Consider the following 26,214-nt stretch of genomic DNA (forward strand, 5'->3'; position numbering starts at 1 on the left):
GATGGCGGATTTGGGCTTCGCTCAAACGCCGCGCGGGCTTGCCGGATACGGGCTCCGCTTTGATCAAGCGGAGCCCGGATCAGGCGTCCGGCAGCGTGGCCAGCGCCGCCTTCACCCGCTCGAAATGCATGTCCCAGGTCGGCGCCACGGAGCCGGCGAGCCGCGCGGCGAGGTCGCGGCGCAGGGCCGAGCCCGGCTCGCTCAGGGCGAGCACCGCCCGCTCCCAGCCGGGCCCGTCGAGGGGGTCGAGGAAATGGGCGAACGCCCCGCCGATCTCGCGGTGGACCGGGATGTCCGAGGCGACCACGGGCAGGCCGCTCGCCGCCGCCTCGACCACCGGCAGGCCGTAGCCCTCGATGAAGGAGGGCATCAGCAGGGCGGTGGCCGTGCGCATGAGCCGGGCGAGGCCATGGGTCGAGAGGCCGCTCACCTCGGTGACGTGGGCCCGGATCCCCGGACAGCGATCGAGCATGTCGGCGACGTTCTCGATCTCCCAGCCGCGCCGGCCCACCAGCACCAGCTGCGGCGTCTCCTCCCCCAGGCGCTCGGCGAGGCTGCGCCAGAGATTGAGCAGGAGCAGGTGGTTCTTGCGCGGCTCGATCGTGCCGCAGACCAGGAAGGTCGGGCGCCCCGTCGGTGCTCCGCCGGCCGCCTCGGCCGCGCCGGCCGCGAAGACCGGCTCCACCCCCAGGGGCGCCACCGTCAGCGGCTTGCGGCCGAGGCCCCGGGCCAGGGTGTAGGCGGTGAGGCGTTCCCCGACATCGGCCGAATTGACGATCACGTGGGCGGCGTGGTGCGCCACCGTCTGGATGCGGTCGGCGTGGCGCTCGGCCTCGCCCGGACGGCCGTATTCGGGATGCGAGATCGGGATCAGGTCGTGGACGAAGAAGACCGGCCGCACGTCGCGGCGGCCGTAGAGCCAGTCGAAGCGCCCGGGCCGGTCGAGGCGCAGATGCGAGGTGTGGAGATAGATCGTTCCCTCCGGCAGCCGTTCGGGACCGGGCGCGCGCCAAGCCCGCAGGGCGGTCTCGATCTGCAGGCGGCGTCGGCCCCAGCTCCCGGCCCGGCCGGGCACCGCCCCGCCCCCAGACGCCCGATCGCCGGAGATCCGGCCGCCGGACGTCCCGCCGGAGGCGAGGGTGGCGCCGAGCGCCCGGTAGACGGGGTCGTCCTCGGCGGCGACGTGCTCGATCCAGCCCGCCGCCACCGCCTCGATCACCGCGCGGGCGGTCCCGCGCTCGAGGATCCGGGGGCCGAACTCCGTCGAGACGAGGCCGAAGCGCTCGCCGGGTCCCGCCCCGTCGCCGAGGACGCGCCGGGCATAGGCGAGATCGACCCGGTCGATGCCGGTGGGGCTGGCATGGCGCAGCCGGGTGATGAGGCGGGTGAGGTCGATGGCGACGGGGCGGGCGGTCATGGGCCTCTTCGTGGCTCGTCCGGGCCGTCGCGGATCGCGCCGAGCGATCCCGGGCCCGTCGGCGTGCCTTCGATCCCGGACTGGCCTTCCGGCCGGCCAAGGGCTTGGTGGAACGCATCGGCTTGGTGGAACGCGTCGGCGCGCGAGACGATCCGCTCCCGGTCCCGGCAGCCTCTCGAACGCGCGTCCCGACACGGGTCGCGAGGGGCGGGCCGGCGAGACGCCCCGCCCTCCCTGCCGCGTCGCAGCGAGTCTGTCCGGTGCGCCGGTCGCAACCGCGCGTCCGGCTCTAACACGGAGAGCCGGACGCGCATCGGTCCGGGGGGCGGTTCGGGACGGCCGTCGCGTCAGTGCCGGAGCGGCGCCGTGCGGGTCCGGCTCGCGATCTCGCGGCCCACCTCGAGGAGCACCACGTCGACGAGGTCGCGGAGCTTGAGATTCCCGCTGGCGTCGATGGCCTGGCGGGCGGCGATCAGCAGCCCGGCCGCCTCGTCGATGGCCGCGCCGGCCGCGTCCTCCGGTAGGCCGAGCAGGGCCCGGGCCTCGTTCCCGACGGCCGCGGCGTCCACGAGCGTCCCCTCCCCGCGCACCGGCCGGCCCAGCCCGTCGCGATGAATCTGGCCGCGGCACAGTATCCGGCGCGGGTGTCTCAGCGCGGCGGCCGGCGGCCCGGACAGCCGCAGCTCGACGAGCACGGCCCCGTCCTGCTCCGCGGCGCGGCGCACCTCGCCGAGGAAGCGGGCGACGTCCGCGGCCTCGAGGCCGGCGGTCGCCCGGTCGCTCAGAAGCGCATCGCCGGCCAGCCTCGGATCGCCCGCCATCAGCCCGGCCGCACCCTCGTCGAGGACGAAGCGACCGGTGGCCGGGTCCCACTCCCAGGCACCGACGACGCCGGCGTCCGTCAGCGTCCCGACCAGGCCCGCCGCCGCATCCCGCGCGGCCACACTGCGTCTTCGTTTCACGGTCATACCCCCCGAGCACGATGCGTCAGCTCGAATGAAATCGGAAGCCCGGCGGCGTCATTATGGTTTCGCACGCGATTCCGCGGCGGCGTCCTGCACGGGGCGGGAGCGCTCGATGATCGCACGGATGTTGAGGTGTTCTCAACGCCTTGAAGCGGTCAAGATCAGGAGGCGAGCCGTGCCACGCTCGTCCGCGGGGGGGCCAGCACCGAGCGGGAATCGCCCCGCTTGGCCTGGAGCTGGCGCAGCGAGCGGCGGTCGAACGCCGCCTCCACCGCGACGATCTCCTCGCCCTCGATCAGGTGAGGCAGCCCGAGGGGGATCGCCCGCAGATGGAGCTGCAGGAGGCGCAGGATCCAGCTCGTCGGCATCTCGGAGACGAAACTCGACACGCCGCGGGGCAGGCCCCACTCGACGATCCCGGTCATGATGGCGAGCGCGGTCGGGTTCAGGCGCCGGCCCGAGGTGCGGGCCGATTCGGCCACGCAGATGCGGCCCCATTCGACCACGTGGGGCCCGGAGGGCGGCGGGCCCTCGCAGAGCTGCGGCAGCACCTTCGGCAGCAGGTAGGGCCGGGTCGTGGGCAGGAGGCGGGAATAGCCGATCACGGTCTCGCTCTCGTCGAGGGCGAGGAGATGCACGGCATGCGCATCGTCGAACTCGTCGATCTCTCGCTGGTCGGGGCGGGCGAGATTGCTCCAGCCGAGCTCCTCGACGAAGACCCGGTGCCGCAGGCGGAAGGCCTGATCCAGGGCGCCGGCATACTCTTGCATGTTGTCTGCGGTCACGACATGGATCATGGGAGCCTCTCCTCGGTCATCCGAAGAACAGGTCCCAGAAACCGGCCCGCCCCGGCACTACGGGTTCCCGTAGGATTTGGCCCGACGCGCCCCTCGACGGCGGCCCGCCCGCGGCAGGCCCGCCCGTGCGGGGCCCGCGGTGAGTCCGGCCGTCAGACGATCAGCCCGCGCCGCATCCCCTCGGCCACCGCCTGCGTCCGGGTCACGCAGCCGAGCTTCAGCCGGGCGGAGCGCAGGTGAAAATCGGCCCCGTGCTGCGAGATGCCCATCAGCTCGCCGATTTCCCAATCGGTCTTGCCCTCGGCCGCCCATTGCAGGCTCTCGCGCTCGCGCTGCGTCAGGATCATCGGGCGCTCGCCGCCTCCGCCGTCGATCAGGAGGGTCTGGCCGACCATGCAGGAGGCGAGGAGCGTCAGGATCCCGCGCTGGGCCGGGCTGATCTCGAGCCGCGGACCGGCGAAGGTCAGGCCGCCGCGCTCCTCCTCCAGCGTGGCGAGGGGCACGGTGAACCCGTCGGCGAGGCCGAATTCCCGCGCCTCGCCCATCACCTGGCGAGCCCGGGCGTCGAGCGGCGCCGGTGGCTCGACCTCCGCCCAGGCGAAACCGGTCGTGTTCTGCAACGTCGCCTGAACGATGGGGTCCTGATACATGTACCCCTTCGAGAAGTAGAGCCGTCGCCACTCCTCGGGTGTATTCTCGAGAATGAGATAGTTCTTCTGCGTCCGTGCCGGAAGCCGGTTCTGCGGGATCATCGCGGAGATGATGTACTCGATCCCGAACGGCTTCAGCCGTGGCAGGATCCCTCGCAGGATGTCGTCGCGGGACCGTGCCCGGTCGAGCGACTTGAGAATTTCCAACGTAAGGTCAAGGGATTTCCGGGACATGATCGTTGAAATTCTCAAAAAATGATATTGAACTCTGAAGGATAAATCGTCGAACCTGAATTGGAAGCCGGGCTCAGAAATTTCTTTCAAGTTGCCTCGGTGGCGACCGTTCAACGTAGGCGCCAGAGCCCGTCCCGGGAATGGCGGCGGCGGGACGGAGATCCGCCGACCCGGTCTGAAAGCCTGTGGCTGTTCGGGGTTCCCGCCGCATGTCCCCCGCTCGGGCGCCCTCGACCGCGGTCAGCGCTCACCGGGTCAGGACGGTCGCTGCGTGCAGGAGATGTGGGTCCGGCCCCGCGCCCGATCGGGGATGCATCGCCCCACTCGGGCGCGTGCGCGGCAGACGGTCTCCTCGGAGACCGGGCGGGCGGTCATGCGCCGCAAAATTTCGGTTCCGAGAACCACCGGGGAGAGCCTCGGCCCGAACGAGGCGGAATCCCCAGAGAAACAATGGTCGGAGTGGCGGGATTCGAACCCACGACCCCTAGTCCCCCAGACTAGTGCGCTAACCGGGCTGCGCTACACTCCGACGCCCCAGAGGGCTCGGCGCTCTTAGCTTTCCGCCTGTGGCGGCGCAAGCCCCTCGGGGGCGATCTTCGGGGCAATCGCGCCGGGTCCGGGCCCCGAGCCGCTCATTTGCCCGGGGCTGTCCTGTCCCCGCCGCGTCCTGTTCACGGCTCCGCGGCGGGGACTGCGGCGATGCCCGCGCCGGCCGCCCAGGCGGTGAGGTCCTGCTTGCGGATCGCCGCGGCCATCAGGTCGGGGAAGAGATCCGGCGTGCAGGCGAAGGCGGGCACGCCGAGCGCCGCGAGCCGCGCCGCCAGCCCCCGGTCGTAGGCCGGCGCGCCCTCGTCGGAGAGGGCGAGCAAGGCCACCATCTGCACGCCGGCCCCGACGAGGCGCTGCGCCTGGGCGAGCAGGCCCGCCTCGACCCCGCCCTCGTAGAGGTCGGAGATCAGCACCAGCACCGTGTCCTCGGGCCGGGTGATGCGCGCGGCGCAATAGCCGACCGCCCGGTTGATGTCGGTGCCGCCGCCGAGCTGGACCGAGAACAGCACCTCGACCGGATCCGCCACCGCGTCCGTCAGGTCGACGACCTCGGTGTCGAACACCACGAGCCGGGTGGAGACCGCGGGCAGCGAGGCCATCACCGCCCCGAAGATGCTCGAATAGACCACGGAATGGGCCATCGAGCCGGATTGGTCGATGCAGAGGATCACGTCCTTGAGCGATCCGCGGCTCTTGCGCCCGTGGCCGAGGCGGGTTTCCGGGATGATCGTGCGGTACTCGGCCTGATAGTGGCGCAGGTTCGCCCGGATGGTGCGGTTCCAGTCGATCTCGGCGTGGCGGGGACGGCGGTTGGTGCGGGCGCGGTCGACCGCCCCGTTGACCGCCTGGCGCAGGGGCTCCTCCAGCCGCTTCATCAGCGCGTCCACCACCTTGCGCACCACGAGGCGGGCGGTCTCCTTGGTGCGCCCGCCGAGCAGGCCGCGCAGGGAGATCAGGGTCGAGACGAGGGAGACGTCCGGCTGGACCGCCTCTAGCATCTCCGGCTCGGTCAGCATCCGCTTGAGGTCGAGCCGCTCGAAGGCGTCGCGCTGCATCACCTGCACCACGGAAGCCGGGAAATAGTCGCGGATATCGCCGAGCCAGCGCGGCACGGAGGGGGCGGAGGCAGCCAGGCTCCCCTTGCGGTCGGAATCGTAGAGAGCACCCATCGTCCGGTCGAGGCGCTGGTCGTGCTCGGACAGGGCGCAGCCGGTGCCCTCGGCCGCGCCGCCGCCGAGGACGAGGCGCCAGCGGCGCAGGCGCTCCGCGTCGCTCTCGCTCATGCGGCGTCTCCTGAGGGTTCCTCCGCCCTGCGGGCGGGTTCGGGGCCGAGCAGCAGACGCAGGATCGGCAGCAGCTTGGCCGCGCGCGCCGCGTCGAAGCCCGGCGCGCCCTCCGCCTCGCCGGGGGCCGCGCCCCCCGGTCGGGCCAAAATCTCGCCGACGGCCCGGCGCTCGGCGGGCGCCAGCGTCGCGAAGGTGCGGCGCACGAGCGGGAGCAGCTCGGTGAAGAGATCCGCGTCGAGGCCGCAGAGCCATTCGTCGACCACCGCGAGCAGTTCCCGCCCGTGGATCAGCACCGTGCCGCTCTCCTCCAGGAACCCTTCGATCCAGGCGGCGGCCGGCCCCGCGCCGGACGCCCGCGACAGGGCGCGGCGCAGGCGTTCGCCGGCCTGCCCGGCCTCGAGGGCGCGGGCGTCGAACAGCAGGCGCACGGCGCGGCCGACGACCCTGCCATGGACGTGGTCCTGGTCGGCGAGCGCCCGCAGGGCCTCCTGCCAGACGGCGTTCAGCGCGGGCTCCTCGATCAGCGCGACCGCGCCCGAGACGGCGACGATCCGCTGCTTGGCGGCGCCCGCCGCGTCGTCGTCGAGGCTCTGGCAGGCGGCGACGAGCCCGGCGGCGGCCCGGGGGACGAGGCCGCGCACCACCGCGCGCACCGGCGCGGTGTCGGAGGAGCGCACGGAGCCGTAGCGGGCGAGTTCGGCGAGCGGGGGCAGCGCATCCATGAGGTCGAACACGTCGGCCGAGACCGCGGCCCGGTCGTTGAGCGCCTGGATCACCGCCGCCGTCGCCCCGGCGAGGTCGGCGTCGAGCAGGGTACCGATCAGGATGGAGAGTTCGGCGACCCGGGTCGCCGCCCGGGCCCGGGTCCGGACCCGTCCGGCGGCGGCCTCGGCGACCGTGCCGCCCTCGGCCGAGGCCGCCACCAGCTCGACCACCCATTCGGGCTGCCAGGACAGGAACCAGCCCTCCTTGAAGGTGCCGCGCCCGCGCGCCTCCCGCCGCTCCCCCCAGGGGATGCCGATCAGGGCCAGCCGGTTGAGGAAGTGGCTGCGGGCCAGATCCGTCTCCTTGCGCAGGTCGAGGGTGATCTCCCCCGCCGCCGCCCCGGGCTTGAGGCGCAGGCGCTTGCACTGCGCCTCGAAATCCACCTCGACCGGGGTGCCGGGGCTGTCCGGCGGGGTCGCGCCGAGGCGCTCGCCGATGACGAGCTTGCGCCGGATCAGCCCCATCGGGGCCGGGTCGGCGAAGCAGAGCGTCGCCTGGGCGGCCTCGTCGAGATCGTCGAGGGAGGGCCGGGACCGGCCTCGAAAACCCGCCAGCGCCTCGGCGAGCCGGGCCGCCTCGATCACCGAGGCCGGCGAGGCGTCGAGATCGTTCTCGCGCAGCAGCGCGGCGGCGCGGGCGAGCCAGCGGGCGGCGACCCGCCCCTCATGGTGCCACAGGGTGTCGTACCATTCCGGCGAGAGCACCCCGGCGCGGTAGCCCGAGGCGGTGGCGAGCCGCTCGTAGGACCAGGGCGCCCAGGCCGCGGCGACCTTGGTCTTGGGCAGGTTCTTCAGGGTGGCGGCATCCGCGGTGGCTTGGCCCTTGGCGTCGTGACGGGCGAGCGCCGGCACGTGCCACGCGCCGCAGATTACGGCGATGCGCGCGAACCCGTCCTTGGCCGCCCGCCGGATCGCCGCGCGCATATGCGCCTCGCGCGCCTCCTCGCGCGCCTCCTCGCGACACGCGTCGTCGGGGTCGGACGAGGCGCCCTCGCGCAGGGCTTCCATCGCCTCGCCGATCGCGGCGAACACGTCGCCGTCGGCACCCGCGCGGCTCTCGACCAGCGCATCCCACCAGCGCTCCCCGTCGGGATAGCCGGCGGCGGCGGCGAGCTCGCCGAGCGGGTCGCGCCGGATCGCGGCGGGCGCCGATCGGGGGCCATGCTCGGGCTCGGGCGGCGTGTCCGCCGCCTCGGCCACCGGCTCCGCCTCGATCGGCGCGGCCTCGGGCGGGGGGGGCGAGGCGCCGAAGCCGTCGGCCAGCTGGATCGCGTGCGGCAGGTCGATGAAGCGCAGGGTCGCGCCCGCCGCGAGTCCATGGCGCATCGCGACCCATTCCGGCGAGAAGGCCGCGAAGGGGAAGAAGGCGCAGTCCCGCGGCCGGTCCGGCCGGTAGACGAGAAGCGCGACGGGCGGCGCCATGCCCGCGTGCGCGGCCAGCGGGATCAGCGCGTCGGCGTCCGGCGGCCCTTCGATCAGCAGGCAATCGGGGGCGAGCGCGTCGAGCGCCGCCTTGAGCGAGCGGGCCGAGCCGGGGCCGTGGTGGCGGATGCCGAAGAGGCGGATGTCAGGCATCGCTCGGGGTCACGCGCTCGCGCGGGCGGCCTTGTAGAGATCCTTCCAGCCGTCCCGCTCCTTGACCACGGTCTCGAGATATTCGCGCCAGACGATGGCGTCCTGGACCGGGTCCTTCACCACGGCGCCGCTGATGCCGGAGACGAGGTCCTGGGCCGAGAGGCGGCCGTCGCCGAAATGGGCGGCGAGCGCGAGGCCGCTGCCGACGACGCTGATCGCCTCGGCGGTCGAGAGCGTACCCGAGGGCTGCTTCACCTTGCTCTTGCCATCCGTGGTCACCCCCTCGCGCAATTCGCGAAAGATCGTGACGACGCGGCGGATCTGCTCGGCGCCCGGGGGCTCGGCCGGAATCTCGAAGGCGCGGCCGAGGGCGGCGACGCGGGTCTCGACGATGGCGATCTCGGCTTCGATCGTGGCGGGGGGCGGCAGCACCACGGTGTTGAAGCGGCGCTTCAGGGCGCTCGACAATTCGTTGACGCCGCGATCGCGGTTGTTGGCCGTGGCGATGAGGTTGAAGCCCTTCTGGGCCGCCACCTCCTCGTTCAGCTCCGGGATCGGCAGGGTCTTCTCGGACAGGACCGTGATGAAGCTGTCCTGCGTCTCGGAGGGGATGCGGGTCAGCTCCTCGACCCGGGCGATGCGGCCCTCGTTCATCGCCCGCATGATCGGCGAGGCCACCACCGCCTCGCGGCTCGGGCCCTTGGCGAGCAGCAGCGCGTAGTTCCAGCCGTAGCGGATCGCCTCCTCGCTGGTGCCGGCGGTGCCCTGCACGATCAGGCGCGAGGTGCCGCAGATCGCCGCCGCCAGATGCTCGCTGACCCAGCTCTTGGCGGTGCCCGGCACGCCGAGTAGCAGCAGCGCCCGGTCGGTGGCCAGCGTCGCCACCGCGACCTCCATCAGGCGCCGGTCGCCGATATATTTCGGCGTGACCGCGAAGCCCGAGGCGAGCCGGCCGCCGAGCAGGTAGGTGACGACCGCTTGCGGCGACATCTGCCAGTTCGGCGGGCGCGGCCGGCGGTCGGATTGGCGCAGGGCCGCGAGCTCCTCGGCGAAGGCATCTTCGGCGGCCTGGCGCAGCTGCGTGGCCTTGACTCCGTTGGTCGCTGTCATCCTTGGGCCGTTCCCCCTGTGATGGTCTCCGGTCGGAAGTCGCGCCGGATCGCGGCGCGCAGCTCCAGCACGCGGGTCATCCCGGTGAGCTGCGTGCGCAGGCGGTCGCCCTCCCCCTCCGGCAGGCGCGCCAGGATGGCGGCGGCGGCGGCCGCTTGGTCGTCGCTCGGCCAGAGCCGGTCGCCGAGGCGGGCGATGACCCAGGGCTTGGCGAGGTCGCGGCGTAGATCGTCGGAGCCGCGGGTGACGAGGGCGAGCCAGTCGAGGAGCCCCGCGCTGAAGCGTTCCGAGAACTGGTCCGGACCCTGGCCCAGCAGGGCCAGCACCACCTCGATCTTGCGGGCGCGGATCAGCGCGTCGACCCGGGTCTCCCATTCGGCGTCCGGCAGGAGCGCGAGGGCCTCCACCCACATCCCCAGAACCTGGTTGGTGCGGCGGACCCCCGCGATCTTGCCCTCGTAGGCCTCGGCCACGATGTCGGCCATCGCCGCCGCCCAGGCCGGATCGTGGGTGCGCTTGGCCGCCGAGAACAGCCCGTGGAAGACCGGGTCCGCCCATTCGCTGCGCAGCGCCAGCTCGATCCAGAGCCGCGGTGGATGATCGGCGAAGGCGTGGAGCGGCGCGCGGGCCAGGATCGTCCGCAGCAGGGCGGCCCGGGCGCCCCCGCCCTGCCGCTCCCCGTGGTTCGCCTCGACGCCGTCGCGGGCGAGGTCCGGGCTCTCTTCCGGCAGGGTGACGCAGAGGGCATGGGTGGTGCCGCCGAGCAGCTTGCGCTTGCTCTCGACGCTCAGCGCGGCGCGGGCCCGGGCGGCCATCCGCGCCGCGTAGCGCGAGTCCGGCAGGCCCGGCAGCAGGTGCTGCGCAGCCTGCCGCACGCCGCCGGCGCGGTCGTCGAGGCAGGCCTCGAGGAAGGGTTCGTCGGCCGCGTTCAGGCCGGCCTGCAGCGCCTGGACCAGGGCCTCGCGCAGATCGGCCTTCTCCCTGCGGAAGACCGGCTCCAGCGCCGCACGCGCCCCCTCGGGATCGCGGGCGCGGAAGGCCGTGAAGGCGGCCCGGCGCTCTGCCGCGGTTCCGTCCGTCCAGTCCGACGCCTCCGCCGCGCCTGAACCCTGGGCCGCAGCCTCGCCGCAGGCACGGGCCAGCCAGTCGAGTTCGGCGCCCGTGACGGCGCGGGCGGAGGCGGGCAGTCTGTCGCGGTGGAGCATCAAGAGCTGGAGCAGCCAGGCGGGTGGGCGGCAACCCGCCGCGGCGGCGCCATCGAACCACTCCTCGACGCGGTTGCGCGCCGAGTACCCCTCGGTGAGGAGGTCGTGGAGCCGTGCCGCCGCAGCCGGCGGGCAGTCCGGTCCGAGGGCGGGGCGCGCCTCCAGCGGCGCCAGCGCCTCCGGCCCGAGGGCCGTGCCGGCGAGGTAGTGGGCGCCCGCCGCGGCGAGACGCGCCAGCAAGGCGGCGGCGGGATCGGCCTCCGTGACGAGATCGGCGAGCGGGTTGGGCGCGGCGGGCGGGGCGCGCTCGGCCCCGAGCAGGGCGGCGGCGAGGGTCGGCTCCCAGACCTCGGCGGCGAGGTCGGGCGAAGGGCGCACCGCCTCCATCAGGCCACCTGCACCAGGACGGGCTGCGACCCCTGGGCCGGCACCGCGTAGAGGCGGCCCTCCGCGACCAAGGCGAGGGGATGGAGGCCGTAGCCGTCATAGAGGCCGAACAGATCGACCGGACGGCCCGCCGCCACGGCGATCAGGCTCGGCAGGCGCGGCTCGGCCCGCAATGCAAGGCTGCCGGTCCCATCGCCCGCCGCGAAGGCCGTCGCGCCGCTGCTTCCGCCCGCGAGGCGTCCGAGCCGCACATCCCGCAGCCGCACCGGCCAGCGCTCGAGCCAGGGCGCGCGCGCCAGCGCGTCGGCGAAGGCGTCCCGCGCCGCCGCGACGCTGGTCCCGCCGGGCAGGGAGGCCCCCGCGGCCGGGCCGGCGCGGCCCTCGCGAAACACGGCGCGCAGGGGCGGGTCGCCGGGCTGGAAGGCGAGCGCCCCCGAGAAATCCTGGCCCGCCGCCGGTGCCAACGGGAGGGGCGAGGCTGCGGTGCCGTAATCGACCACCTGGGCCAGGGCGCCGCTGGCGCGACCGACGAGCCAGACCGAGCGGGCGGTGAGCGTGTCCTCCTCCTCGACCGCGTGGGCGATCACCGCCCAGTCGTCGGCCTGGTCCGGCCGGGCCGCCATCTCCTCGGCGGTGACGGGGTAGCCCAACGCCGCGCGCACGCCGGCGGCCTGCTCGGGCGTGAGCGCGTCGAGGCGCCGGGCGGCGCGCATCAGCAGGGCGAGGCGGCCCAGGCCGAGGCCGAGGGCCGCCTCCGGGCGGGGCGCGCCGATTTGGGGCGCCGCCGCGATCAGCCCCGGCAGGGCCCGCACCCGGCGGGCGAGGCCGGGGACCTGCCCGTCCACGAGGCGGCCGGCCATGCGGTCCCAGGTGGCGTAGGGCTCGGTGCGGGCCACCGCGAGACCGCGCCGCATCAGGTCGCGCAGCCAGAGGTCGAGTTCGTCGAGCGCCGCCGCGACCCGGTCCTCGCGGGCTTGCCGGCGCTTGGCCTGCGCCTTCGCGTCGACGGGCTTGGCGGGCGCCTGGGCCCGGGTTTCGGCGGCGGCGGTGCGGCTCTCGCGCCCCTTCATCCAGGCGGCGGCCCAGTCCGGCGGCGCGCCCTCGGCGACCGGCGCCGCGGCATCGACCAGCATCAGGCCAAGGGCGTGCTTGCAGGGGAATTTGCGGCTCGGGCAGGTGCATTTCGAGGCCGGCCCGGCGAGGTCGGCCACCGTGCGGTAGGGACTCGCGCCGCTGCCCTTGATCTCACCCCAGATCACCGTCCCGGCCCGCCCGAGCCCCGCCCATTTCACGGGCTTCGCCTGATCCTGCCCGGCTTTTCGGCTCGCCGCGTCGGGGGCGAGGTCGAGGATCTGCGCGGTCGTCAGGCTCATGCGACGCTGGCTGAACATCCACCGATCAGGGGCGTGCGATCAGTCTGCATGAATTCAGGAGCGGGGCAACCGCGCCGGCCGAACGACGGTCAAGGCCGTCATTGCAAGATCTCAATGCAGGATGGGCGCTCGATCCCTACATTTCGGACATCCGCGCGAAGGTTTCGCAAGAATCGCGCTCGGGGGGCAAGAGTCATGGTCGGTTCCGTCGCCGCCCGGTTCGCCCGGGCGGTCGGTCGTCCCATCCGGTCGGCCTACACCACGAAGACGTCGTCCGCCGTGAGGGCGGCCTTGTTGTCGAGCACGGCGACCTTCACCTTGAGGCCGCTGCCCAAACCGTCGGCATCGTAGAACAGCTCGCCCGTCGACTGCTTGTAGAGAAGGCGGTCATCCGCGTCGGCCGTGCCGGTGGTGATGTTCTTGAAGCGGCCCGGGTCGAGGGCGCCCGTCGCGAGCGTCGTGAAGATGCTCTTCGAGAGTCGGATCGTGTCGTCGGAGGCGAAGTCGGTGATGCGGTCGACATTGCCGGTGCCGATGGCGCTGTTGAACGCGAAGGTGTCGGCCCCGCCCTGGCCGCTCAGCACGTCATTGCCCCAGCCGCCGTTGAGGATGTTGGTGCCGGTGCTGCCGGTCAGGGTCTGAGCGAGGCTGTTCCCGGTCAGGTTGACCGCCCGGTCGCCGGCCGACTGAAGGACCCGAAGCTCCTCGATCTCCTGGCCCGCCGCGAGGGTATAGCTCACGCCCACAGCGACCGCATCCCGGCCGCCGCCCGTTGCCTCGGTCACCCGGTCGCCCGCGTTGTCGACGAGGTAGGTGTCGTTGCCTGCCCCACCGACCATCGTGTCGGCGCCCGCGCCGCCATCGATCCGGTTGGCGCCCTCGTTGCCGGTGAGGAGATTGGCCAAGCCGTTGCCGGTGAGGGTGAGGTTGGCTTGGCCGAGAAGCGTGACGTTCTCGATGCTCCCCTTGAACAGTGTGATGTTGGTGAGATCGACACTGAGGGTGGCGGAGGTGACGGTGTCCGTGCCCCCCGACCCAGCGAGGCTTTCGTCCACGACGTCGCCGGCACTGTCCACGACGTAGGTGTCGTTCCCGGAGCCACCGGCCATGGTGTCGAAGCCGAGTCCGCCGTCGAGATAGTCGTTGCCGCCGCGGGCGCCGGCCTGGTCGGACAACGTTTTCCAGTCCCCATAGATCGTGTCGTTGCCCCCACCTCCGTAAAGTCGGTCGTCACCTCCGACCAGCGATCCGCTTCCGGTCATTTCCTCGACGTCGCCGAAGATCATGTTGTCGCCGCTGCCGCCCGTGATGAGATCGTCGCCGCCGACGACCACGCCCGGGCTCCTGCGGACATCACCATAGGCGGTGGAACTCGCGGACAGGGTGATGGTGTCGTCGCCGCCGACGACGGTCGATGGGTTGCTGGTGGTGATGTCTCGGGCATCGCCATAAAAGATCGCGACGGTTCCGCCGCCTTGCGCCGCCAGCGTGTCATCGCCGCCGCTCAGGAAGCCTCCAGACACCGTTTCCGCATCGCCACTGACCTCGAAGGCCGTCACCGTGATGGTGTCGTCGCCGCCATAGACCGAGGCTCCACCGGAAATGCCGACAAAGTCACCGAAGATGGCGGCCAGGGGATTGCTGGGGCCCGCGTTGCCGGTGATCGTATCGTTGCCGCCATAGAACTGTTTTGCGTCGAACAGATTGCGTCCATCCCCCGCGAAGCTGATGAAGAAGCCCCCTCCTCCGGCCGCATTGCCAAGATTGATCGTGTCATCACCGCCGAGCACCAAGCGCCAGAACAGGTTGTTCGATCCGGCGCTGCTGTAGTTCGGGTCGAGCACGAGGGCAAAATCAGCGAGGTTTACGGAAAGGCCGGTGATCGTCAGCTCCGGCGCGTCTGAACTGTCGTCGCCGAGATCGTAGTTCAGTGACGAGACAATTCCGCCAGTCGGAACGTCACCAGAGAAGGTGAAGCCTGAACCGAGAAGGTCAATGTCTGTGTTGCTGTTGGTGATGTAGCTGTAGGACGTTGTGGATTTTCCGTCGATTGTAAAAGGGCCGGTGGTCTGCAGTGCGAGCAACCAGAAGTCTTGATCGAGATTGGCAAAGCTGATCGTGGCCATCGTGATGCCTCCCATCATGATGCGTGATTTGCCAGCACGTTGCCATGGGAGCGCAGCTCCTGTCGATTGGCGCGACGGGCCTCGGTGACGTGGCAACTGTATTCGCTGCCGCGATGGTCCGTGCCGGGGTCGCGGCGACCCCCACGGCCAGGGCCTGCTTCCACCCCGACGGGTATAGGACTGCCCGTCCGAATCCGATGCCCGATCCGGCGCAGGGATGCGACGCGATCGCCCGTCGCCGGCGAGATGAAGGGCTCCGCCCGCGGCAGGGGGGCACGTCGAACGCAACGGCCCCATCGGGCCCCGGCTTCCGCGGGCGCCAAAAACGACAAAGGCCGCTGAGAAGCGGCCTTGTACGTCGTTCGAATGGTTGGGAAAATTGGAGCGGGCGAAGGGATTCGAACCCTCGACCCCAACCTTGGCAAGGTTGTGCTCTACCCCTGAGCTACACCCGCTCTCTAGTCCGTCCGGTCGGCGCCGTGGGCGCCCCGTCGGTGGGCGTGTCTAAACACCATTCCGGTGGGCCTTGCAAGGCCTGGCTGCGCTTTTCCTGTCGCGGGCTCACCAAATCTCGGCGGGGGGGCGGCCCTCGCGGATCTCGGCCAGCCGTTCGCGGGTCGCCCGGGTGGTTCCCTCGGGCAGGGCGTCGAGGGGGAAGAAGCCGGTCTCGGCGATCTCGCGGTCGGGTCGTTTCGGGCCGGCGAGCGCGAAGGCGGGGGCGTGATAGACCGCGATGTGGTCCCGCCGGGGCGCCCGGGCGCTCAGGAAGAAGCCGTGCAGGCGCAAGGGGGCGTGCGGATCGACGACGATCTCCGCCTCCTCGCGGAACTCCCGGCGCATGGCCTCCGGGGCGCTCTCGCCGGGATCGATCCCGCCGCCCGGAAGGTGCCAGCCGGCGAGGTAGGTGTGGCGTACGAGGCACACCCGGTCCTGCGCATCGATCGCCACGCCCCGCACCCCGAGGGTCATGCCGCGGGTGAGCAGGCCCGCCTGCATGACGAGGCGGTAGAGCCAGGGCCGGTCGAGATTGAGCGCCATCGCGGGGCGGCGCCTCACGCGACCCGGAGGGTGATCGCCCCGACGCCCTCGACCCGCGCCGTCATGGTCTGGCCCCGGGCGACCGGGCCGACGCCCGAGGGCGTGCCGGTGAAGATCAGGTCCCCGGGATGCAGCTCGAAATAGGTCGAGAGCAGAGCCACCTGCTCGGGCACCGACCAGATCATCTCCGAGAGATCGCCGCGCTGGCGCTCCGTCCCGTCGACCTGCAGCGTGATGGCGCCGGAGGCCGGATGCCCGATGGTGCCGGCCGGCCGCAGCGCCCCGACCGGGGCGGAGAAATCCGCCGCCTTGCCCATCTCCCAGGGACGGGCGAGGCGCTTGGCCTCGTCCTGGAGATCGCGGCGGGTCATGTCGAGGCCGACCGCGTAGCCGTAGACATGGGTGCCCGCGGTCTCGACCGGGATGTCGCGCCCGCCCCGGCCCAGAGCCGCCACCAGCTCCACCTCGAAATGGTAGTTCCCGGTCCGCGGCGGGTAAGGGTGTTCGGCAGTCTCGCCCTCGGACACGAGCTGGAGCGTGTCGGCGGGCTTGAGGAAGAAGAAGGGCGGATCGCGCTCGTCGGCGCCCATCTCCCGGGCATGGGCCCGGTAGTTGCGCCCGACGCAGTAGACGCGCCGCACGGGGAAGAAATCCTCGCTGCCGAAGATCGGCAGAGCGGGCCGTGGCGGGTTCTGGATCACGGAGAGCATGGCGCCTCGAGTCTCGTCGGCTCATCGGAACGCGGCGGCCCGCGCCGCTCGGGAACAGCGGGGACCGGCGTCCGGTGTGCCCCCGCCGTGTAAAGTCCGGTCCCCGCGCCTATCTAGCGGCCGGAGCGCCCCCTTGTCCCCTGCCCTTCCGATGCCCGACGCCGATTCGCAGGCCCGCCTCCTCGCCGCCCTGCGCGGGCGCCTCGGTGCGCGCGGGGTGCGGACCACGCCGGAGGCCCTGGCCCCGCATCTCGTCGAGTCGCGCGGGCTCTATCGCGGCCACGCCCTCGCCCTGGTCGAGCCCGGCGACACCGAGGAGGTCGCCTTCGCGGTCGCCGCCTGCGCCGAGGCCCGGGTGCCGGTGGTGGCGCAGGGGGGCAATACCGGCCTCGTCGGCGGCGGCGTGCCCTATGGCGGGATCGTGCTCTCCCTCAACCGCCTGACCCGGCTGCGCGCCCTCGATCCCCTCGGCGCCACCATCACGGTGGAGGCCGGCATGATCCTGGCCGAGGTCCAGGCGGCGGCGGAAGCGGCCGGGATGCTGTTTCCCCTGTCCTGGGCGGCGGAGGGCACGGCCCGGATCGGCGGCGGGCTCGCCACCAACGCGGGCGGTCTCGCGGTCCTGTCCTACGGCAACGCCCGCGATCTCGTGCTCGGCCTCGAAGTGGTGCTGGCCGACGGCCGGGTCTGGAACGGCCTCAAGGCCCTGCGCAAGAACAACGCCGGCTACGACCTCAAGCACCTCTTCGTCGGATCCGAGGGCACTCTCGGGATCATCACCGCCGCGACCCTGAAGCTGTTCCCGCGGGTTCGCTCGCGGGGCGTCGGCTTCGTCGGCCTCGCCTCGGCGCAGGCCGCCCTCGCCCTGTTCGAGCGGCTGCGCGCCGGGGCCGACCGGGCCCTCACCGCCTTCGAATACATGCCCCGCTTCGGCCTGGAGATGGTCCTGCGGCACGCCGCGGGCGTCCGCGCGCCGCTGGCCGGCCGCCACCCGGCCTACGCCCTGGTCGAGCTCTCCGCGACCCGGCCCGGAGCCGATGCGCGGGCCGACCTGGAAGCCCTGCTCGCCGCGGCGATGGCGGATGGGCTGATCGAGGACGCGACCCTCGGCGCGAGCGACGCCCAGGAGGCCGGCCTGTGGCGCCTGCGCGAGGCGTTGCCCGAGGTGCAGAAGGCGGAAGGGGGCTCGATCAAGCACGACGTGTCGCTGCCGCTCTCGCGGCTGGCGGACTTCCTGGACGAGGCGAGCGCGGCCTGTCGCGCCGCGATGCCGGGTCTGCGGCCCTGCCCGTTCGGGCATTTCGGCGACGGCAACATCCACTTCAACCTCACCCAGCCCGTCGGCATGGACAAGGCGGCCTTCCTCGCCGAGTGGGGCCGCTTCAACGGCATCGTCCACGGCATCGTCGAGCGGATGGGCGGCTCGATCGCCGCCGAGCACGGCATCGGCCTGATCAAGCGCGACGAACTCGCCCGCACCATGGATCCCGTCGGCTTCGACCTGATGCGCCGCCTGAAGGCGGCCCTCGACCCGCACGACCTTCTTAATCCGGGCAAGGTCGTCGCCCTCTCCGACGATCCGCCGCCTGCCCTGCCACCGCCTGCCTTGCCCCCGCCTGCCTTGCCCCCGCCTGCCGTGCCACGGTGAGCGGCCGGGTTCGGCCAACCGGCTTGGGCACGGGGCGAGCGCCGCGTGAGCCTGCGCACGTTCGCGTGAGCCGACGCATTCGGGCGTGAGCCTGCGCACTTGGGAACGCGTCGCCGGGTCACTCCGTTATTGTGCAGCGCACAAGAAAGCGGCATGATCCGCCTTCGCGTGGGGAATGAGCCTTGCGCACAACCTGAATCGTTCGGCCGATGATGGAATCGTTAAGCTTTGCGTCGCGACAATCGTCCCGGGCGGCGAAGCAGGGCGAGACCGCCCGCCTCGGTTTCGTCGCATGACGCTCTTAACCCTCCCCTCCGATGCTGCGTTGCGGTGCCCGCGGTTCCGCTCCGCGCACCGGCCGGATCGGGCGACCGACATCGTAGGTTCGCGCGCCCCGGCGCCGCGCTGGACCAGACCCTGAAGGAGACCTGCATGCCCACCTCACAGGCCCGTGTCCCCACGGCGGAAGCCAGCCGTTACCTCAAGCAGCTCTGCCGCCACTGGAGCCACAAGTTCCCCGTCGAGGAGACCGGCGATCGGGGGCGCGTGCCGTTCGGCGAGGACCGGATCTGCATCTTCGAGGCGAGCCCCGAGGCCCTGCTGATGAAGGTCGCGACCTCCGATCCGGCCTATCTGACCCGGTTGGAGAACGTGGTGTCCGACCACCTCCTGCGCTTTGCCTTCCGGGAGAATCTGGGCGAGATCACGTGGTCGCGCGCGGCCTGATCCGGCCGCATCCCTGATCGCGTCCGCCGCCCGCGGACGCATGGCGGCCCATGCCGGAGACTTCGACACGATGAGCGCCACGGCCGCAACGGACGCCCTTCCCTTCGCCGACCGTCTCGACCGGCTCGCCGAGGTTGCGGTGCGGGTCGGCCTCGGGCTGAAGCCCGGCCAGGAACTAGTGATGACGGCCCCGCTGGAGGCGGTGCCGCTGGCGCGCGCCATCACCGAGCAGGCCTACCGCGCCGGCGCCTCGCTGGTCACCACCTTCTACGGGGACGACGCGGCGACGCTGGCCCGCTTCGCCCACGCCCCCGACGCGGCTTTCGACAAAGCCGCGGGCTGGCTCTTCGCCGGCATGGCCGAAGCCTTCCGCAACGGTGCGGCCCGCCTCGCCATCTCGGGAGACGACCCCTCCCTCCTCGCCGGCCAGGACCCGCAGAAGGTCGCCCGCGCCAACCGGGCCCGGTCGCAGGCCTATGTGCCGGCCCTCGAATTGATCGCGGGGTTCTCCACCAACTGGACCATCGTCTCGGCCGCGACGCGGCCCTGGGCCCGCACCGTCTTCCCCGACCTGCCCGAGGACGAGGCCCTCGCCCGCCTCTGGGACGCCGTCTTCGCCGCCTCCCGCATCGACGGCGCCGATCCGGTGGCCGCCTGGGAGGCGCATAACCGCGACCTGCGGGCGCGCACCGAGCGGCTCAACGCCGCCCGCTTCTCGGCCCTGCGCTTCACCGGTCCCGGCACCGACCTGACCGTGGGACTGGCCGACGACCACGAATGGTGCGGCGGCGCGACGACCGCCAAGAACGGCATCGTCTGCAACGCCAACATCCCGACCGAGGAGGTCTTCACCACGCCTCACCGGGCCCGGGTCGAGGGCCACGTCACCAGCACCAAGCCCCTCTCCTACCAGGGCACGCTGATCGACGGCATCCGGGTGCGGTTCGCCGAGGGGCGCATCGTCGAAGCGAGCGCGCGTACGGGAAGCGACGTGCTCGCCAAGGTGCTCGAGACCGACGAGGGCGCCGCCCGCCTCGGCGAGGTGGCCCTGGTGCCCGCCTCCTCGGCGATCGCGGCCTCGGGCCTGCTGTTCTACAACACGCTCTACGACGAGAACGCCGCGAGCCACATCGCCCTCGGACAGGCCTACTCGAAATGCTTCCGCGACGGCGGCGACGGCCTCAGCGAGGCGGACCTGACCGAGCGCGGCGCCAATCGCAGCCTGATCCACATCGACTGGATGATCGGCTCGGCCGAGATCGACGTCGACGGCCTCGCGGCGGACGGCGCGTCCGTGCCGGTGATGCGCAAGGGCGAGTGGGTGTGACAGGAATCGGGCCGGGGCCTCTGCGGCCCGGCCCGGACCCGCGGCCTCGACGACCCTTCAGGACCCCGGACTCCTCAGAGACCTCAATTCCTCAAAGGCCGGGACCCTTGGCGGCCCCCAGGATCCGCCCCGGCCGGCCCGGCCCCCCCGCCTGGACGAGCACGGCGTAGCTGTCGGCGCCGCCGACCCGGGCGGCGGCGCGGGGGACCTCGACATGGACCGCCGCCCCGGACCAGGTTCCGACCCGGACGAAGCCGCGCACGACATTGGCGTAGATCGCCACCCGCCCGCGATTCTCGCCGCGCCCAATCACCACCGGGCGGGAGCGGACGATCGGGAGGAGCCAGATCTCGCCCGGGCGGTTCTGCGGGTCGGCCTCGATGTCGATGACGATGCGCTCATTCCGCTCCGTGACGTGGACCTGCGCCGGCAGCGGCCCGGCGCCCTGCAGGAGACGCGAGAGGGCGGTCCCGTCCGAGCCGCCGACCGTCTCCTGGCCCCCCACCACCGCCTGCGGCGTGGCGACCTGCCGGAGCCGATGCTGCCCGGCATAGCCACGCTGGCGCTCGTCGAAGGCGCGCTCGGCCAGGGTGTCCTTCCAGCCGAGATAGTCCCAATGCGTCACCGGCAGGGTGAGGGCCAGCACGCCGGGATCGCGGCTGAATTCCCCGGTCAGACGGTCGGCGGTGAGGCAGGCGGAGCAGCCCTGGCTCGTGAACATCTCGACCACGGTGCGCACCGGCGCCGATTCGGGGTCGGCCCCGCAGGCCGGCGCGTGGGGCAGCGCGAGGGCGATCGGAACCGCGGTGACCACCGCCCAGGCACGCCGCATCAGGCGCTCCGCGCCTCGGCCCGGGCGGCCGGCGCGGCCGCCTGAACCTCGGCCACCTGCACCTTGGCCTGATAGGATTTCGGCAGCATCGCGGGCCGCCAGCGCCGGTGCATCCACAGCCACTGGCCGGGATGCTCGCGCACCCATCCCTCGATGACCGCGGTCATCGCCTGCATGGCGCCGGTGACGTCGATCAGCCCGTCCGGGCCGCGGGGCAGGTCCAGGGCGGGCGTCAGTTCGAGCAGGAAGCGCCCACCGGGCTTGCGCACCACGCGGACGCCATGAACCGGGCAGTCGTAGTGCCGGACGAGCTTGCCGAGCAGCGGATTGACCAGAACGGGCTGGCCGAAGAAATCCACCACGACGCCCCGGGTGAAGTGCTGGTCGATGAGCTGGCCGAGATGTCCGCCCCGCTCGACCACGCCCTGCATCGCGAAGACCGCGCCCGATCCCGAGGCCGCGAGCCCGCCCATGGTCCGCCGCCGCACCTCCTGCACCAGCTGGGCCGCCGCCGGGTTGTTGGGCGGACGGAACACGGCGGTCGCGTCCAGCCCGAACTTGTGGGCGCAGATCGCCGGGAGTTCCCAGTTCGCCAGATGGGCGGAGAAGATCAGCCCCGGCCGCCCGTCGTCGCGGATGGCGTCGAAATGCTCCAGCCCGTTCACCGCCATGCGCTGGGTCGCCTCGACCGCGGGGTCGTGGTCGAGGATCGTGTCGAGATGGGCGTATTCCGCGCCCGTGCGGCCGAGATTGTCCCAGGCCTCCAGGGCGATCACCCGCAACCGCGCCTCCGTCTCGTCCGGATAGGCCGCGCGCAGGTTGGCCATGGCGGTGCGATGCGAGGGCAGGAACGGGCCGACGCGGCGCACCAGCCATCCGCCGAGCGCGCTCGCCCGGTCCGTGCCGAGCGCGCGGGCGAGCAGGAACAGGGCCCGGATCAGCGGGATGGTCGCGAGGCCTGCCAGCCGTGGCAGGTTGCGCCGCAGGATCAACGCGAGGCGCAGCACAGCCGGGTCATCGTGGTTGAAACGTCAAGGATCGGATACCAGAGGCGATGGTTCATCGGCACCAGTAGCACACGGGGTGGGCGCGCGCGCACGCGGCATTTTCCATCTTGCATTCAGGTGAAGGTCCCGTCGTGGCCGTCCGGCCCCTCAAGGCCGCCGCGCCCTGTCCGTGAAAGCGCGAGAGCCGCCGGCCCGTCGCCAGGCCGGCGGCTCTCGTTCGATGGCGTCCGCCCCGGCGGGGCCGGGCGGAGCCCGATCAGACGAAGTGCTGGCCGCCGTTGACGGTCAGGGTCGAGCCGGTGATGAAGCCGGCCTCGTCGCTGGCGAGATACTCGACCGCCTGGGCGATCTCGTTGGCCTCGCCGAGGCGACCCGTCGGGATCGTCGCGATGATCTTGTTGCGGATGTCCTCGGCGACGGCCATCACCATGTCGGTGGCGATGTAGCCCGGCGCGATCACGTTGACCGTGATGCCCTTCGACGCGCTCTCCTGGGCGAGCGCCTTGGCGAAGCCGATCACGCCGGCCTTGGCGGCCGAGTAGTTGGTCTGGCCGGCCTGGCCCTTCTGGCCGTTGATCGACGAGATGATGATGATGCGGCCGAAGCTGCGCGAGCGCATGCCCTCGATCAGCGGCCGGGTCACGGTGAACATCGAGTCGAGGTTGGTGCGGATCACCGCCTGCCACTTCTCGAAGCTCATCTTATGGAAGGCGCCGTCGCGGGTGATGCCGGCATTGTTGACCAGGACGTCGATCGGACCGACCTCGGCCTCGATCGCCTTGATGCCGGCCTCGCAGCTGGCCAGATCGCCCACGTCGAACTTGAACACCGGAATGCCGGTCTCGGCCTTGAAGGCGTTCGCTGCCTCGTCATTGCCGCCGTAATTGGCCGCGACCTTGTAGCCCTTTTCCTTCAGGCGCTTTGAGATCGCGGCGCCGATGCCGCGCGTTCCGCCCGTGACGAGGGCGACGCGTTCTTGAGCCATGGTTTCCTCCGCTTTGTTGGAAAGTCTTCTCTGATCGGTCCGGGGGGACGACGAGCGCTGATGAGCGCGCCCCCTTCTTGCCGGCCTTTGGCCGGGCCGGCACGGCATTCATGGTAAGGCGGCGGTCAAAGCCGGCGTCGTCGAAACGTCCGGCCCCTGCCGGGAGCGCCGAAGCGCTCCCGGCGCGCGCTCAGTCGCGCTCGACGCACATGGCGACGCCCATGCCGCCGCCGATGCAGAGCGTGGCGAGGCCCTTCTTGCCGTCGCGGCGCTTCAGCTCGTGCAGCAGGGTGATGAGGACGCGGGCGCCGGAGGCCCCGATCGGGTGGCCGATGGCGATGGCGCCACCGTTGACGTTCACTTTCGCGTCATCCCAGCCCATGTCCTTGTTCACGGCCAGCGCCTGGGCGGCGAAGGCCTCGTTGGCCTCGATCAGGTCGAGGTCGGACGGCTTCCAGCCGGCCTTCTCGAGCGCCTTGCGCGAGGCCGGGATCGGGCCGGTGCCCATCACCTTCGGATCGACGCCCGCGGTCGCCCAGGAGACGATCCGAGCGAGCGGCTTGATGCCCCGGCGCTCGGCCTCGGAGGCGGACATCAGGACGATCGCGGCCGCGCCGTCGTTGAGGCCCGAGGCGTTGGCGGCGGTCACCGTGCCGTCCTTGGCGAAGGCCGGCTTGAGCTTGGCCATCGCTTCCACGGTGGCGCCGTCGCGGATGTACTCGTCGGTGTCGACGATGGTGTCGCCCTTCCTGCCCTTCACGGTGACGGGGACGATCTCCTCCTTGAAGCGGCCCTCCTTGCGGGCGGCCTCGGCCTTGTTCTGCGAGCGGACCGCGAAGTGATCCTGCTGCTCGCGGGTGAGCTGGAAGGCCTGGGCGACGTTCTCGGCGGTCTGGCCCATGTGGTAGCCGTTGAAGGCATCCCACAGGCCGTCCTTGATCATGGTGTCGACGAGCTTGAGGTCGCCCATCTTCTGGCCGCCGCGCAGGTATTGCGCGTGGGGGCTGAGCGACATCGATTCCTGGCCGCCGGCCACGATGACGGTGGCGTCGCCGTTGGCGATCTGCTGCATGCCGACGGCGACGGTGCGAAGCCCCGAGCCGCAGACCTGGTTGAGGCCCCAGGCGGTCGCCTTCTCCGGGATGCCGGCGGCGATGGCGGCCTGGCGGGCCGGGTTCTGGCCGGCGGCGGCGGTGAGAACCTGGCCGAAGATCACCTCGTCGACGTCGTCGGGCGAGACGCCGGCGCGCTCCAGCGCCGCCTTGATCGCCACGGCGCCGAGCTCGTGGGCCGGGATGCTGCCGAAGGCGCCGGCGAACGAGCCGACGGGCGTGCGCGCCGCTCCGACAATGACGATATCCTCGCTGGCAGCCATCGTGTCCTTCTCCTCGTTCCGGCGGCGCGACTTTGAAAACCGGGTTGCCCGACGCGCAGCCTGCCGTTCACGGGATGAAGAGCGCAGGCCGGGCGAAGTCAAGCCGACGGGCGGACAACCCGGCGCGATCGTCTCGCCGCACCGGCCGGAATCCGCGGGACAGGCGACAAATTGCTGTTTTCGTCGCCAACCGAGTGCCTTAAGGTCGGCCGTGGACGACAGGGCAAGAATCCGCCCGCACCGGCGGGCCGTCGTAACGAAGCGGAGCGTTGAGCTTTGCGCGGGCTCATGACCGACGCGGGAGGCGTCTGAGCGATGGCCGAGAACGGCAGGACGCACCAGACCGTTATCAAGAAATACGCGAACCGGCGGCTCTATCACACCGGCACCTCGACCTACGTCACCCTCGAAGATCTTGCCACGATGGTGCAGAACGGCGAGGACTTCATCGTCTACGACGCGCGATCGGGCGACGACATCACCCGCTCCGTCCTGACGCAGATCATCTTCGAGCAGGAGAACAAGGCCGGCGAGGACAACCTGCTGCCGGTGGCCTTCCTGCGCCAGCTGATCCGCTTCTACGGCGACAGCATGCGCACCATGGTGCCGAGCTTCCTCGAATTCTCGATGGCGAACTTCGCCAAGGACCAAGACGGCCTGCGCGAGAAGCTCGCCCAGAGTTTCGCGCCCTCCGCCTTCCAGCAGGCGGTGCAGGAGCAGGTGCGGGCCAACATGGCGTTCTTCGGCGACGCCATGAAGATGTTCACCGGCGGCTTCGGTCCTCATGCCCCGACGGCCGGCGCTACCACCCAGACCCCGAATCCGACCGCCCTCCCAACCACGGGCGGCGCCAACGACCTCGACGATCTGAAGAAGCAGATGGCCGAGATGCAGGCCCGCCTCGAGTTGCTGGCCCGCAAGTAGGGCGTCCCGCGCCAGAGCATCGGCCCGAGAGGTGCGGGCCGCCTTTCGCAAGAGGCCGATGCGGCGCGGCGGCTGAGAGCATCGGCCCGAGAGGTGGATGCCGCCTCTCCGGAAAAGGGCCGATGCGGCACGAGGCGCGAGCCCATCGTCCCGGAGGCCATTGCGGGGACGCGTCGCGCGGGATCCGCGGGATCCGCGGGCGCCTGCGATGCTTTCCCCTCCTCCATCCACGACGCGATCGGCTTGCCCCTCTCCCGGGAGCGGAGGGCGCGTGGCGTCGGCGGCGATGCGCCCTGCGCGGTCGCGCCCCGCGACGAAGGGTTAAGATCCGGTTAACATCGGCCCCGGCCTTGCACGGCGATTCGTGCGGGGGACCGAAGGGCGTGGCGATGGATCGTTCCGAAACGCGAGACCGTGCCGAGGAGGGACAGGACCGTGCCGACACGGCCCGTGCCCTCGTGGCGGGAACGCCCTCCCCGTCGATGCCGCGGATCCGGGGCGGTCGTCCCCTGGTAGGATTCCTGACCCAGCTCATCGTCAGCGCCGATCCGGCCCTGCGGCCCGCGCGTACCGAACGCACGAAGGCCGCGGCCGCGCTCTACGCACGGGCCGCGGCCTTCGCCGAACGGGCCTGAGCGCCGGACAGGCCGGCGGCTCGGGCGAGGTCTTTGTTGGCTTACGCCTCGGCGGACTTCACCTTGAGCACCTGACGGCCGCGATACATGCCGGTCTTCAGGTCGATGTGGTGCGGGCGGCGCAGTTCGCCCGAGTCCTTGTCCTCGACATAGGTCGGGGCCTTGAGGGCGTCGGCGGAGCGGCGCATGCCGCGGCGGGAGGGGGAGGTCTTTCGCTTCGGAACGGCCATGGGGTCTGCCTCAGGCAAAGAGGGCGCCCGAGGGATCCTCTGGCTTGAGGACCACCGACGGCACCATGTGAATGATGGAGATTCGAGGCCGGCTGTATAACCGCGCCGAAAGCGACTGGCTAGTCACCCTCGCACGGCATCGACAACCGGCGTGATGCCGGGCTCACGGCGTCGTGTGAGCGGCCGAGGCCTCCAGGATCGGGGCGGCCTCGACGGGCTTGCGGGCGACGGCGACCGGGCGGGCGACCGCCGCGAGCACGGTCTCGGAGGGACGGCGCGGGGGCAGCGGCACCTCGACGGCGTCGATCAGGGCGGCGACGGTCGCGGCCGCGGCCGGTG

The 26,214-nt window shown here is 71.8% G+C and carries 22 protein-coding genes and 2 tRNA genes; 5 read left to right on the forward strand and 19 right to left on the reverse strand.

Annotated elements, in window-relative coordinates; all coding sequences use genetic code 11:
* Positions 1-79: 79 nt before the first annotated feature.
* The 14 genes from LW587_RS19790 to LW587_RS19855 form a co-directional block, all read right to left on the reverse strand.
* Positions 80-1,417: a glycosyltransferase family 4 protein gene (locus LW587_RS19790; protein ID WP_232631311.1), complete on the reverse strand. Its 1,338-nt coding sequence runs from the start codon at positions 1,415-1,417 to the stop codon at positions 80-82.
* Between the two features lie 347 nt (positions 1,418-1,764).
* On the reverse strand, positions 1,765-2,379 hold the full coding sequence (locus LW587_RS19795; protein ID WP_232631312.1) for a hypothetical protein: 615 nt from the start codon (positions 2,377-2,379) through the stop codon (positions 1,765-1,767).
* Positions 2,380-2,543: 164 nt separating this feature from the next.
* Entirely contained in the window at positions 2,544-3,179 is a 636-nt protein-coding gene (locus LW587_RS19800) for an acyl-homoserine-lactone synthase (protein ID WP_232631313.1), read from the reverse strand.
* Positions 3,180-3,331: 152 nt separating this feature from the next.
* On the reverse strand, positions 3,332-4,036 hold the full coding sequence (locus tag LW587_RS19805) for an autoinducer binding domain-containing protein (protein ID WP_232631314.1): 705 nt from the start codon (positions 4,034-4,036) through the stop codon (positions 3,332-3,334).
* A 478-nt stretch (positions 4,037-4,514) separates the two neighbouring features.
* Positions 4,515-4,592, reverse strand: a tRNA-Pro gene (locus LW587_RS19810).
* A 142-nt stretch (positions 4,593-4,734) separates the two neighbouring features.
* Complete coding sequence (locus LW587_RS19815) at positions 4,735-5,895, reverse strand: VWA domain-containing protein (RefSeq protein ID WP_232631315.1); 1,161 nt, start codon at positions 5,893-5,895, stop codon at positions 4,735-4,737.
* Positions 5,892-8,237 (reverse strand): DUF5682 family protein, encoded by a 2,346-nt coding sequence (locus LW587_RS19820; RefSeq protein WP_232631316.1) that lies wholly within the window; start codon positions 8,235-8,237, stop codon positions 5,892-5,894. Before LW587_RS19820 ends, LW587_RS19815 begins: the two co-directional genes overlap by 4 nt.
* Before the next feature lie 9 nt (positions 8,238-8,246).
* On the reverse strand, positions 8,247-9,347 hold the full coding sequence (locus tag LW587_RS19825; RefSeq protein WP_232631317.1) for an ATP-binding protein: 1,101 nt from the start codon (positions 9,345-9,347) through the stop codon (positions 8,247-8,249).
* Positions 9,344-10,939, reverse strand: a complete 1,596-nt coding sequence (locus LW587_RS19830) for a DUF5691 domain-containing protein (protein ID WP_232631318.1) — start codon at positions 10,937-10,939, stop codon at positions 9,344-9,346. The genes LW587_RS19825 and LW587_RS19830 overlap by 4 nt, the downstream gene beginning before the upstream one ends.
* Entirely contained in the window at positions 10,939-12,312 is a 1,374-nt protein-coding gene (locus tag LW587_RS19835; RefSeq protein ID WP_232631319.1) for an SWIM zinc finger family protein, read from the reverse strand. Before LW587_RS19835 ends, LW587_RS19830 begins: the two co-directional genes overlap by 1 nt.
* Before the next feature lie 254 nt (positions 12,313-12,566).
* Positions 12,567-14,438, reverse strand: coding sequence for a beta strand repeat-containing protein (locus LW587_RS19840; RefSeq protein WP_232631320.1), 1,872 nt, complete (start codon positions 14,436-14,438; stop codon positions 12,567-12,569).
* A gap of 380 nt (positions 14,439-14,818) precedes the next feature.
* Positions 14,819-14,893, reverse strand: a tRNA-Gly gene (locus LW587_RS19845).
* Positions 14,894-14,999: 106 nt separating this feature from the next.
* The gene (locus LW587_RS19850; RefSeq protein WP_232631331.1) at positions 15,000-15,476 is read right to left on the reverse strand and encodes an NUDIX domain-containing protein; all 477 of its coding nucleotides are present in this window, start codon (positions 15,474-15,476) and stop codon (positions 15,000-15,002) included.
* Between the two features lie 14 nt (positions 15,477-15,490).
* Positions 15,491-16,186 carry a fumarylacetoacetate hydrolase family protein gene (locus LW587_RS19855; RefSeq protein ID WP_232631321.1) on the reverse strand — a complete coding sequence of 232 codons (696 nt, stop codon included), beginning with the start codon at positions 16,184-16,186 and terminating at the stop codon, positions 15,491-15,493.
* 151 nt (positions 16,187-16,337) lie between these two features.
* Here LW587_RS19855 and LW587_RS19860 point away from each other — a divergent pair, with 151 nt between their 5' ends.
* The 3 genes from LW587_RS19860 (at position 16,338) to LW587_RS19870 (ending at position 19,887) form a co-directional block, all read left to right on the forward strand.
* On the forward strand, positions 16,338-17,834 hold the full coding sequence (locus tag LW587_RS19860; RefSeq protein ID WP_232631322.1) for an FAD-binding oxidoreductase: 1,497 nt from the start codon (positions 16,338-16,340) through the stop codon (positions 17,832-17,834).
* Between the two features lie 432 nt (positions 17,835-18,266).
* The gene (locus tag LW587_RS19865) at positions 18,267-18,560 is read left to right on the forward strand and encodes a DUF2218 domain-containing protein (RefSeq protein WP_232631323.1); all 294 of its coding nucleotides are present in this window, start codon (positions 18,267-18,269) and stop codon (positions 18,558-18,560) included.
* Between the two features lie 70 nt (positions 18,561-18,630).
* Positions 18,631-19,887, forward strand: a complete 1,257-nt coding sequence (locus LW587_RS19870) for an aminopeptidase (RefSeq protein ID WP_232631324.1) — start codon at positions 18,631-18,633, stop codon at positions 19,885-19,887.
* Between the two features lie 91 nt (positions 19,888-19,978).
* On the opposite strand, the gene LW587_RS19875 is transcribed toward LW587_RS19870, so the two are convergent.
* From LW587_RS19875 to LW587_RS19890, 4 genes are all read right to left on the reverse strand, one after another.
* A complete protein-coding gene (locus LW587_RS19875) occupies positions 19,979-20,719 on the reverse strand; it encodes a DUF1223 domain-containing protein (protein WP_232631325.1) in 741 nt (246 codons plus the stop codon).
* The gene (locus LW587_RS19880) at positions 20,719-21,726 is read right to left on the reverse strand and encodes a lipid A biosynthesis lauroyl acyltransferase (protein WP_232631326.1); all 1,008 of its coding nucleotides are present in this window, start codon (positions 21,724-21,726) and stop codon (positions 20,719-20,721) included. Before LW587_RS19880 ends, LW587_RS19875 begins: the two co-directional genes overlap by 1 nt.
* Positions 21,727-21,982: 256 nt before the next feature.
* Entirely contained in the window at positions 21,983-22,711 is a 729-nt protein-coding gene (gene phbB, locus LW587_RS19885) for an acetoacetyl-CoA reductase (RefSeq protein ID WP_232631327.1), read from the reverse strand.
* Between the two features lie 190 nt (positions 22,712-22,901).
* Positions 22,902-24,086, reverse strand: a complete 1,185-nt coding sequence (locus tag LW587_RS19890; RefSeq protein WP_232631328.1) for an acetyl-CoA C-acetyltransferase — start codon at positions 24,084-24,086, stop codon at positions 22,902-22,904.
* A gap of 315 nt (positions 24,087-24,401) precedes the next feature.
* On the opposite strand from LW587_RS19890, the gene phaR reads away from it, so the two are divergent.
* Both phaR and LW587_RS19900 read left to right on the forward strand, forming a co-directional pair.
* On the forward strand, positions 24,402-25,010 hold the full coding sequence (gene phaR / locus LW587_RS19895) for a polyhydroxyalkanoate synthesis repressor PhaR (RefSeq protein ID WP_232631329.1): 609 nt from the start codon (positions 24,402-24,404) through the stop codon (positions 25,008-25,010).
* Positions 25,011-25,399: 389 nt separating this feature from the next.
* Complete coding sequence (locus LW587_RS19900) at positions 25,400-25,645, forward strand: hypothetical protein (protein ID WP_232631330.1); 246 nt, start codon at positions 25,400-25,402, stop codon at positions 25,643-25,645.
* Positions 25,646-25,686: 41 nt separating this feature from the next.
* Here LW587_RS19900 and rpmF read toward each other — a convergent pair whose 3' ends face one another.
* Positions 25,687-25,875 (reverse strand): 50S ribosomal protein L32, encoded by a 189-nt coding sequence (rpmF, locus tag LW587_RS19905; protein WP_003601373.1) that lies wholly within the window; start codon positions 25,873-25,875, stop codon positions 25,687-25,689.
* Positions 25,876-26,214: the final 339 nt, after the last annotated feature.

This window comes from Methylobacterium sp. Leaf118 (assembly GCF_920984675.1).
Lineage (GTDB): Bacteria > Pseudomonadota > Alphaproteobacteria > Rhizobiales > Beijerinckiaceae > Methylobacterium.

Coding starts and splice junctions, on each gene's coding strand:
- LW587_RS19825 (WP_232631317.1), bottom strand. CDS start 9,347: ATGACAGCGACCAACGGAGTCAAGGCCACGCAGCTGCGCCAGGCCGCC.
- LW587_RS19900 (WP_232631330.1), top strand. CDS start 25,400: ATGGATCGTTCCGAAACGCGAGACCGTGCCGAGGAGGGACAGGACCGT.
- LW587_RS19890 (WP_232631328.1), bottom strand. CDS start 24,086: ATGGCTGCCAGCGAGGATATCGTCATTGTCGGAGCGGCGCGCACGCCC.
- LW587_RS19865 (WP_232631323.1), top strand. CDS start 18,267: ATGCCCACCTCACAGGCCCGTGTCCCCACGGCGGAAGCCAGCCGTTAC.
- LW587_RS19835 (WP_232631319.1), bottom strand. CDS start 12,312: ATGAGCCTGACGACCGCGCAGATCCTCGACCTCGCCCCCGACGCGGCG.
- LW587_RS19855 (WP_232631321.1), bottom strand. CDS start 16,186: ATGCTCTCCGTGATCCAGAACCCGCCACGGCCCGCTCTGCCGATCTTC.
- LW587_RS19850 (WP_232631331.1), bottom strand. CDS start 15,476: ATGGCGCTCAATCTCGACCGGCCCTGGCTCTACCGCCTCGTCATGCAG.
- LW587_RS19820 (WP_232631316.1), bottom strand. CDS start 8,237: ATGCCTGACATCCGCCTCTTCGGCATCCGCCACCACGGCCCCGGCTCG.
- LW587_RS19840 (WP_232631320.1), bottom strand. CDS start 14,438: ATGGCCACGATCAGCTTTGCCAATCTCGATCAAGACTTCTGGTTGCTC.
- LW587_RS19800 (WP_232631313.1), bottom strand. CDS start 3,179: ATGATCCATGTCGTGACCGCAGACAACATGCAAGAGTATGCCGGCGCC.
- phaR (WP_232631329.1), top strand. CDS start 24,402: ATGGCCGAGAACGGCAGGACGCACCAGACCGTTATCAAGAAATACGCG.
- LW587_RS19870 (WP_232631324.1), top strand. CDS start 18,631: ATGAGCGCCACGGCCGCAACGGACGCCCTTCCCTTCGCCGACCGTCTC.
- LW587_RS19790 (WP_232631311.1), bottom strand. CDS start 1,417: ATGACCGCCCGCCCCGTCGCCATCGACCTCACCCGCCTCATCACCCGG.
- LW587_RS19875 (WP_232631325.1), bottom strand. CDS start 20,719: ATGCGGCGTGCCTGGGCGGTGGTCACCGCGGTTCCGATCGCCCTCGCG.
- rpmF (WP_003601373.1), bottom strand. CDS start 25,875: ATGGCCGTTCCGAAGCGAAAGACCTCCCCCTCCCGCCGCGGCATGCGC.
- LW587_RS19830 (WP_232631318.1), bottom strand. CDS start 10,939: ATGGAGGCGGTGCGCCCTTCGCCCGACCTCGCCGCCGAGGTCTGGGAG.
- LW587_RS19860 (WP_232631322.1), top strand. CDS start 16,338: ATGCCCGACGCCGATTCGCAGGCCCGCCTCCTCGCCGCCCTGCGCGGG.
- LW587_RS19815 (WP_232631315.1), bottom strand. CDS start 5,895: ATGAGCGAGAGCGACGCGGAGCGCCTGCGCCGCTGGCGCCTCGTCCTC.
- phbB (WP_232631327.1), bottom strand. CDS start 22,711: ATGGCTCAAGAACGCGTCGCCCTCGTCACGGGCGGAACGCGCGGCATC.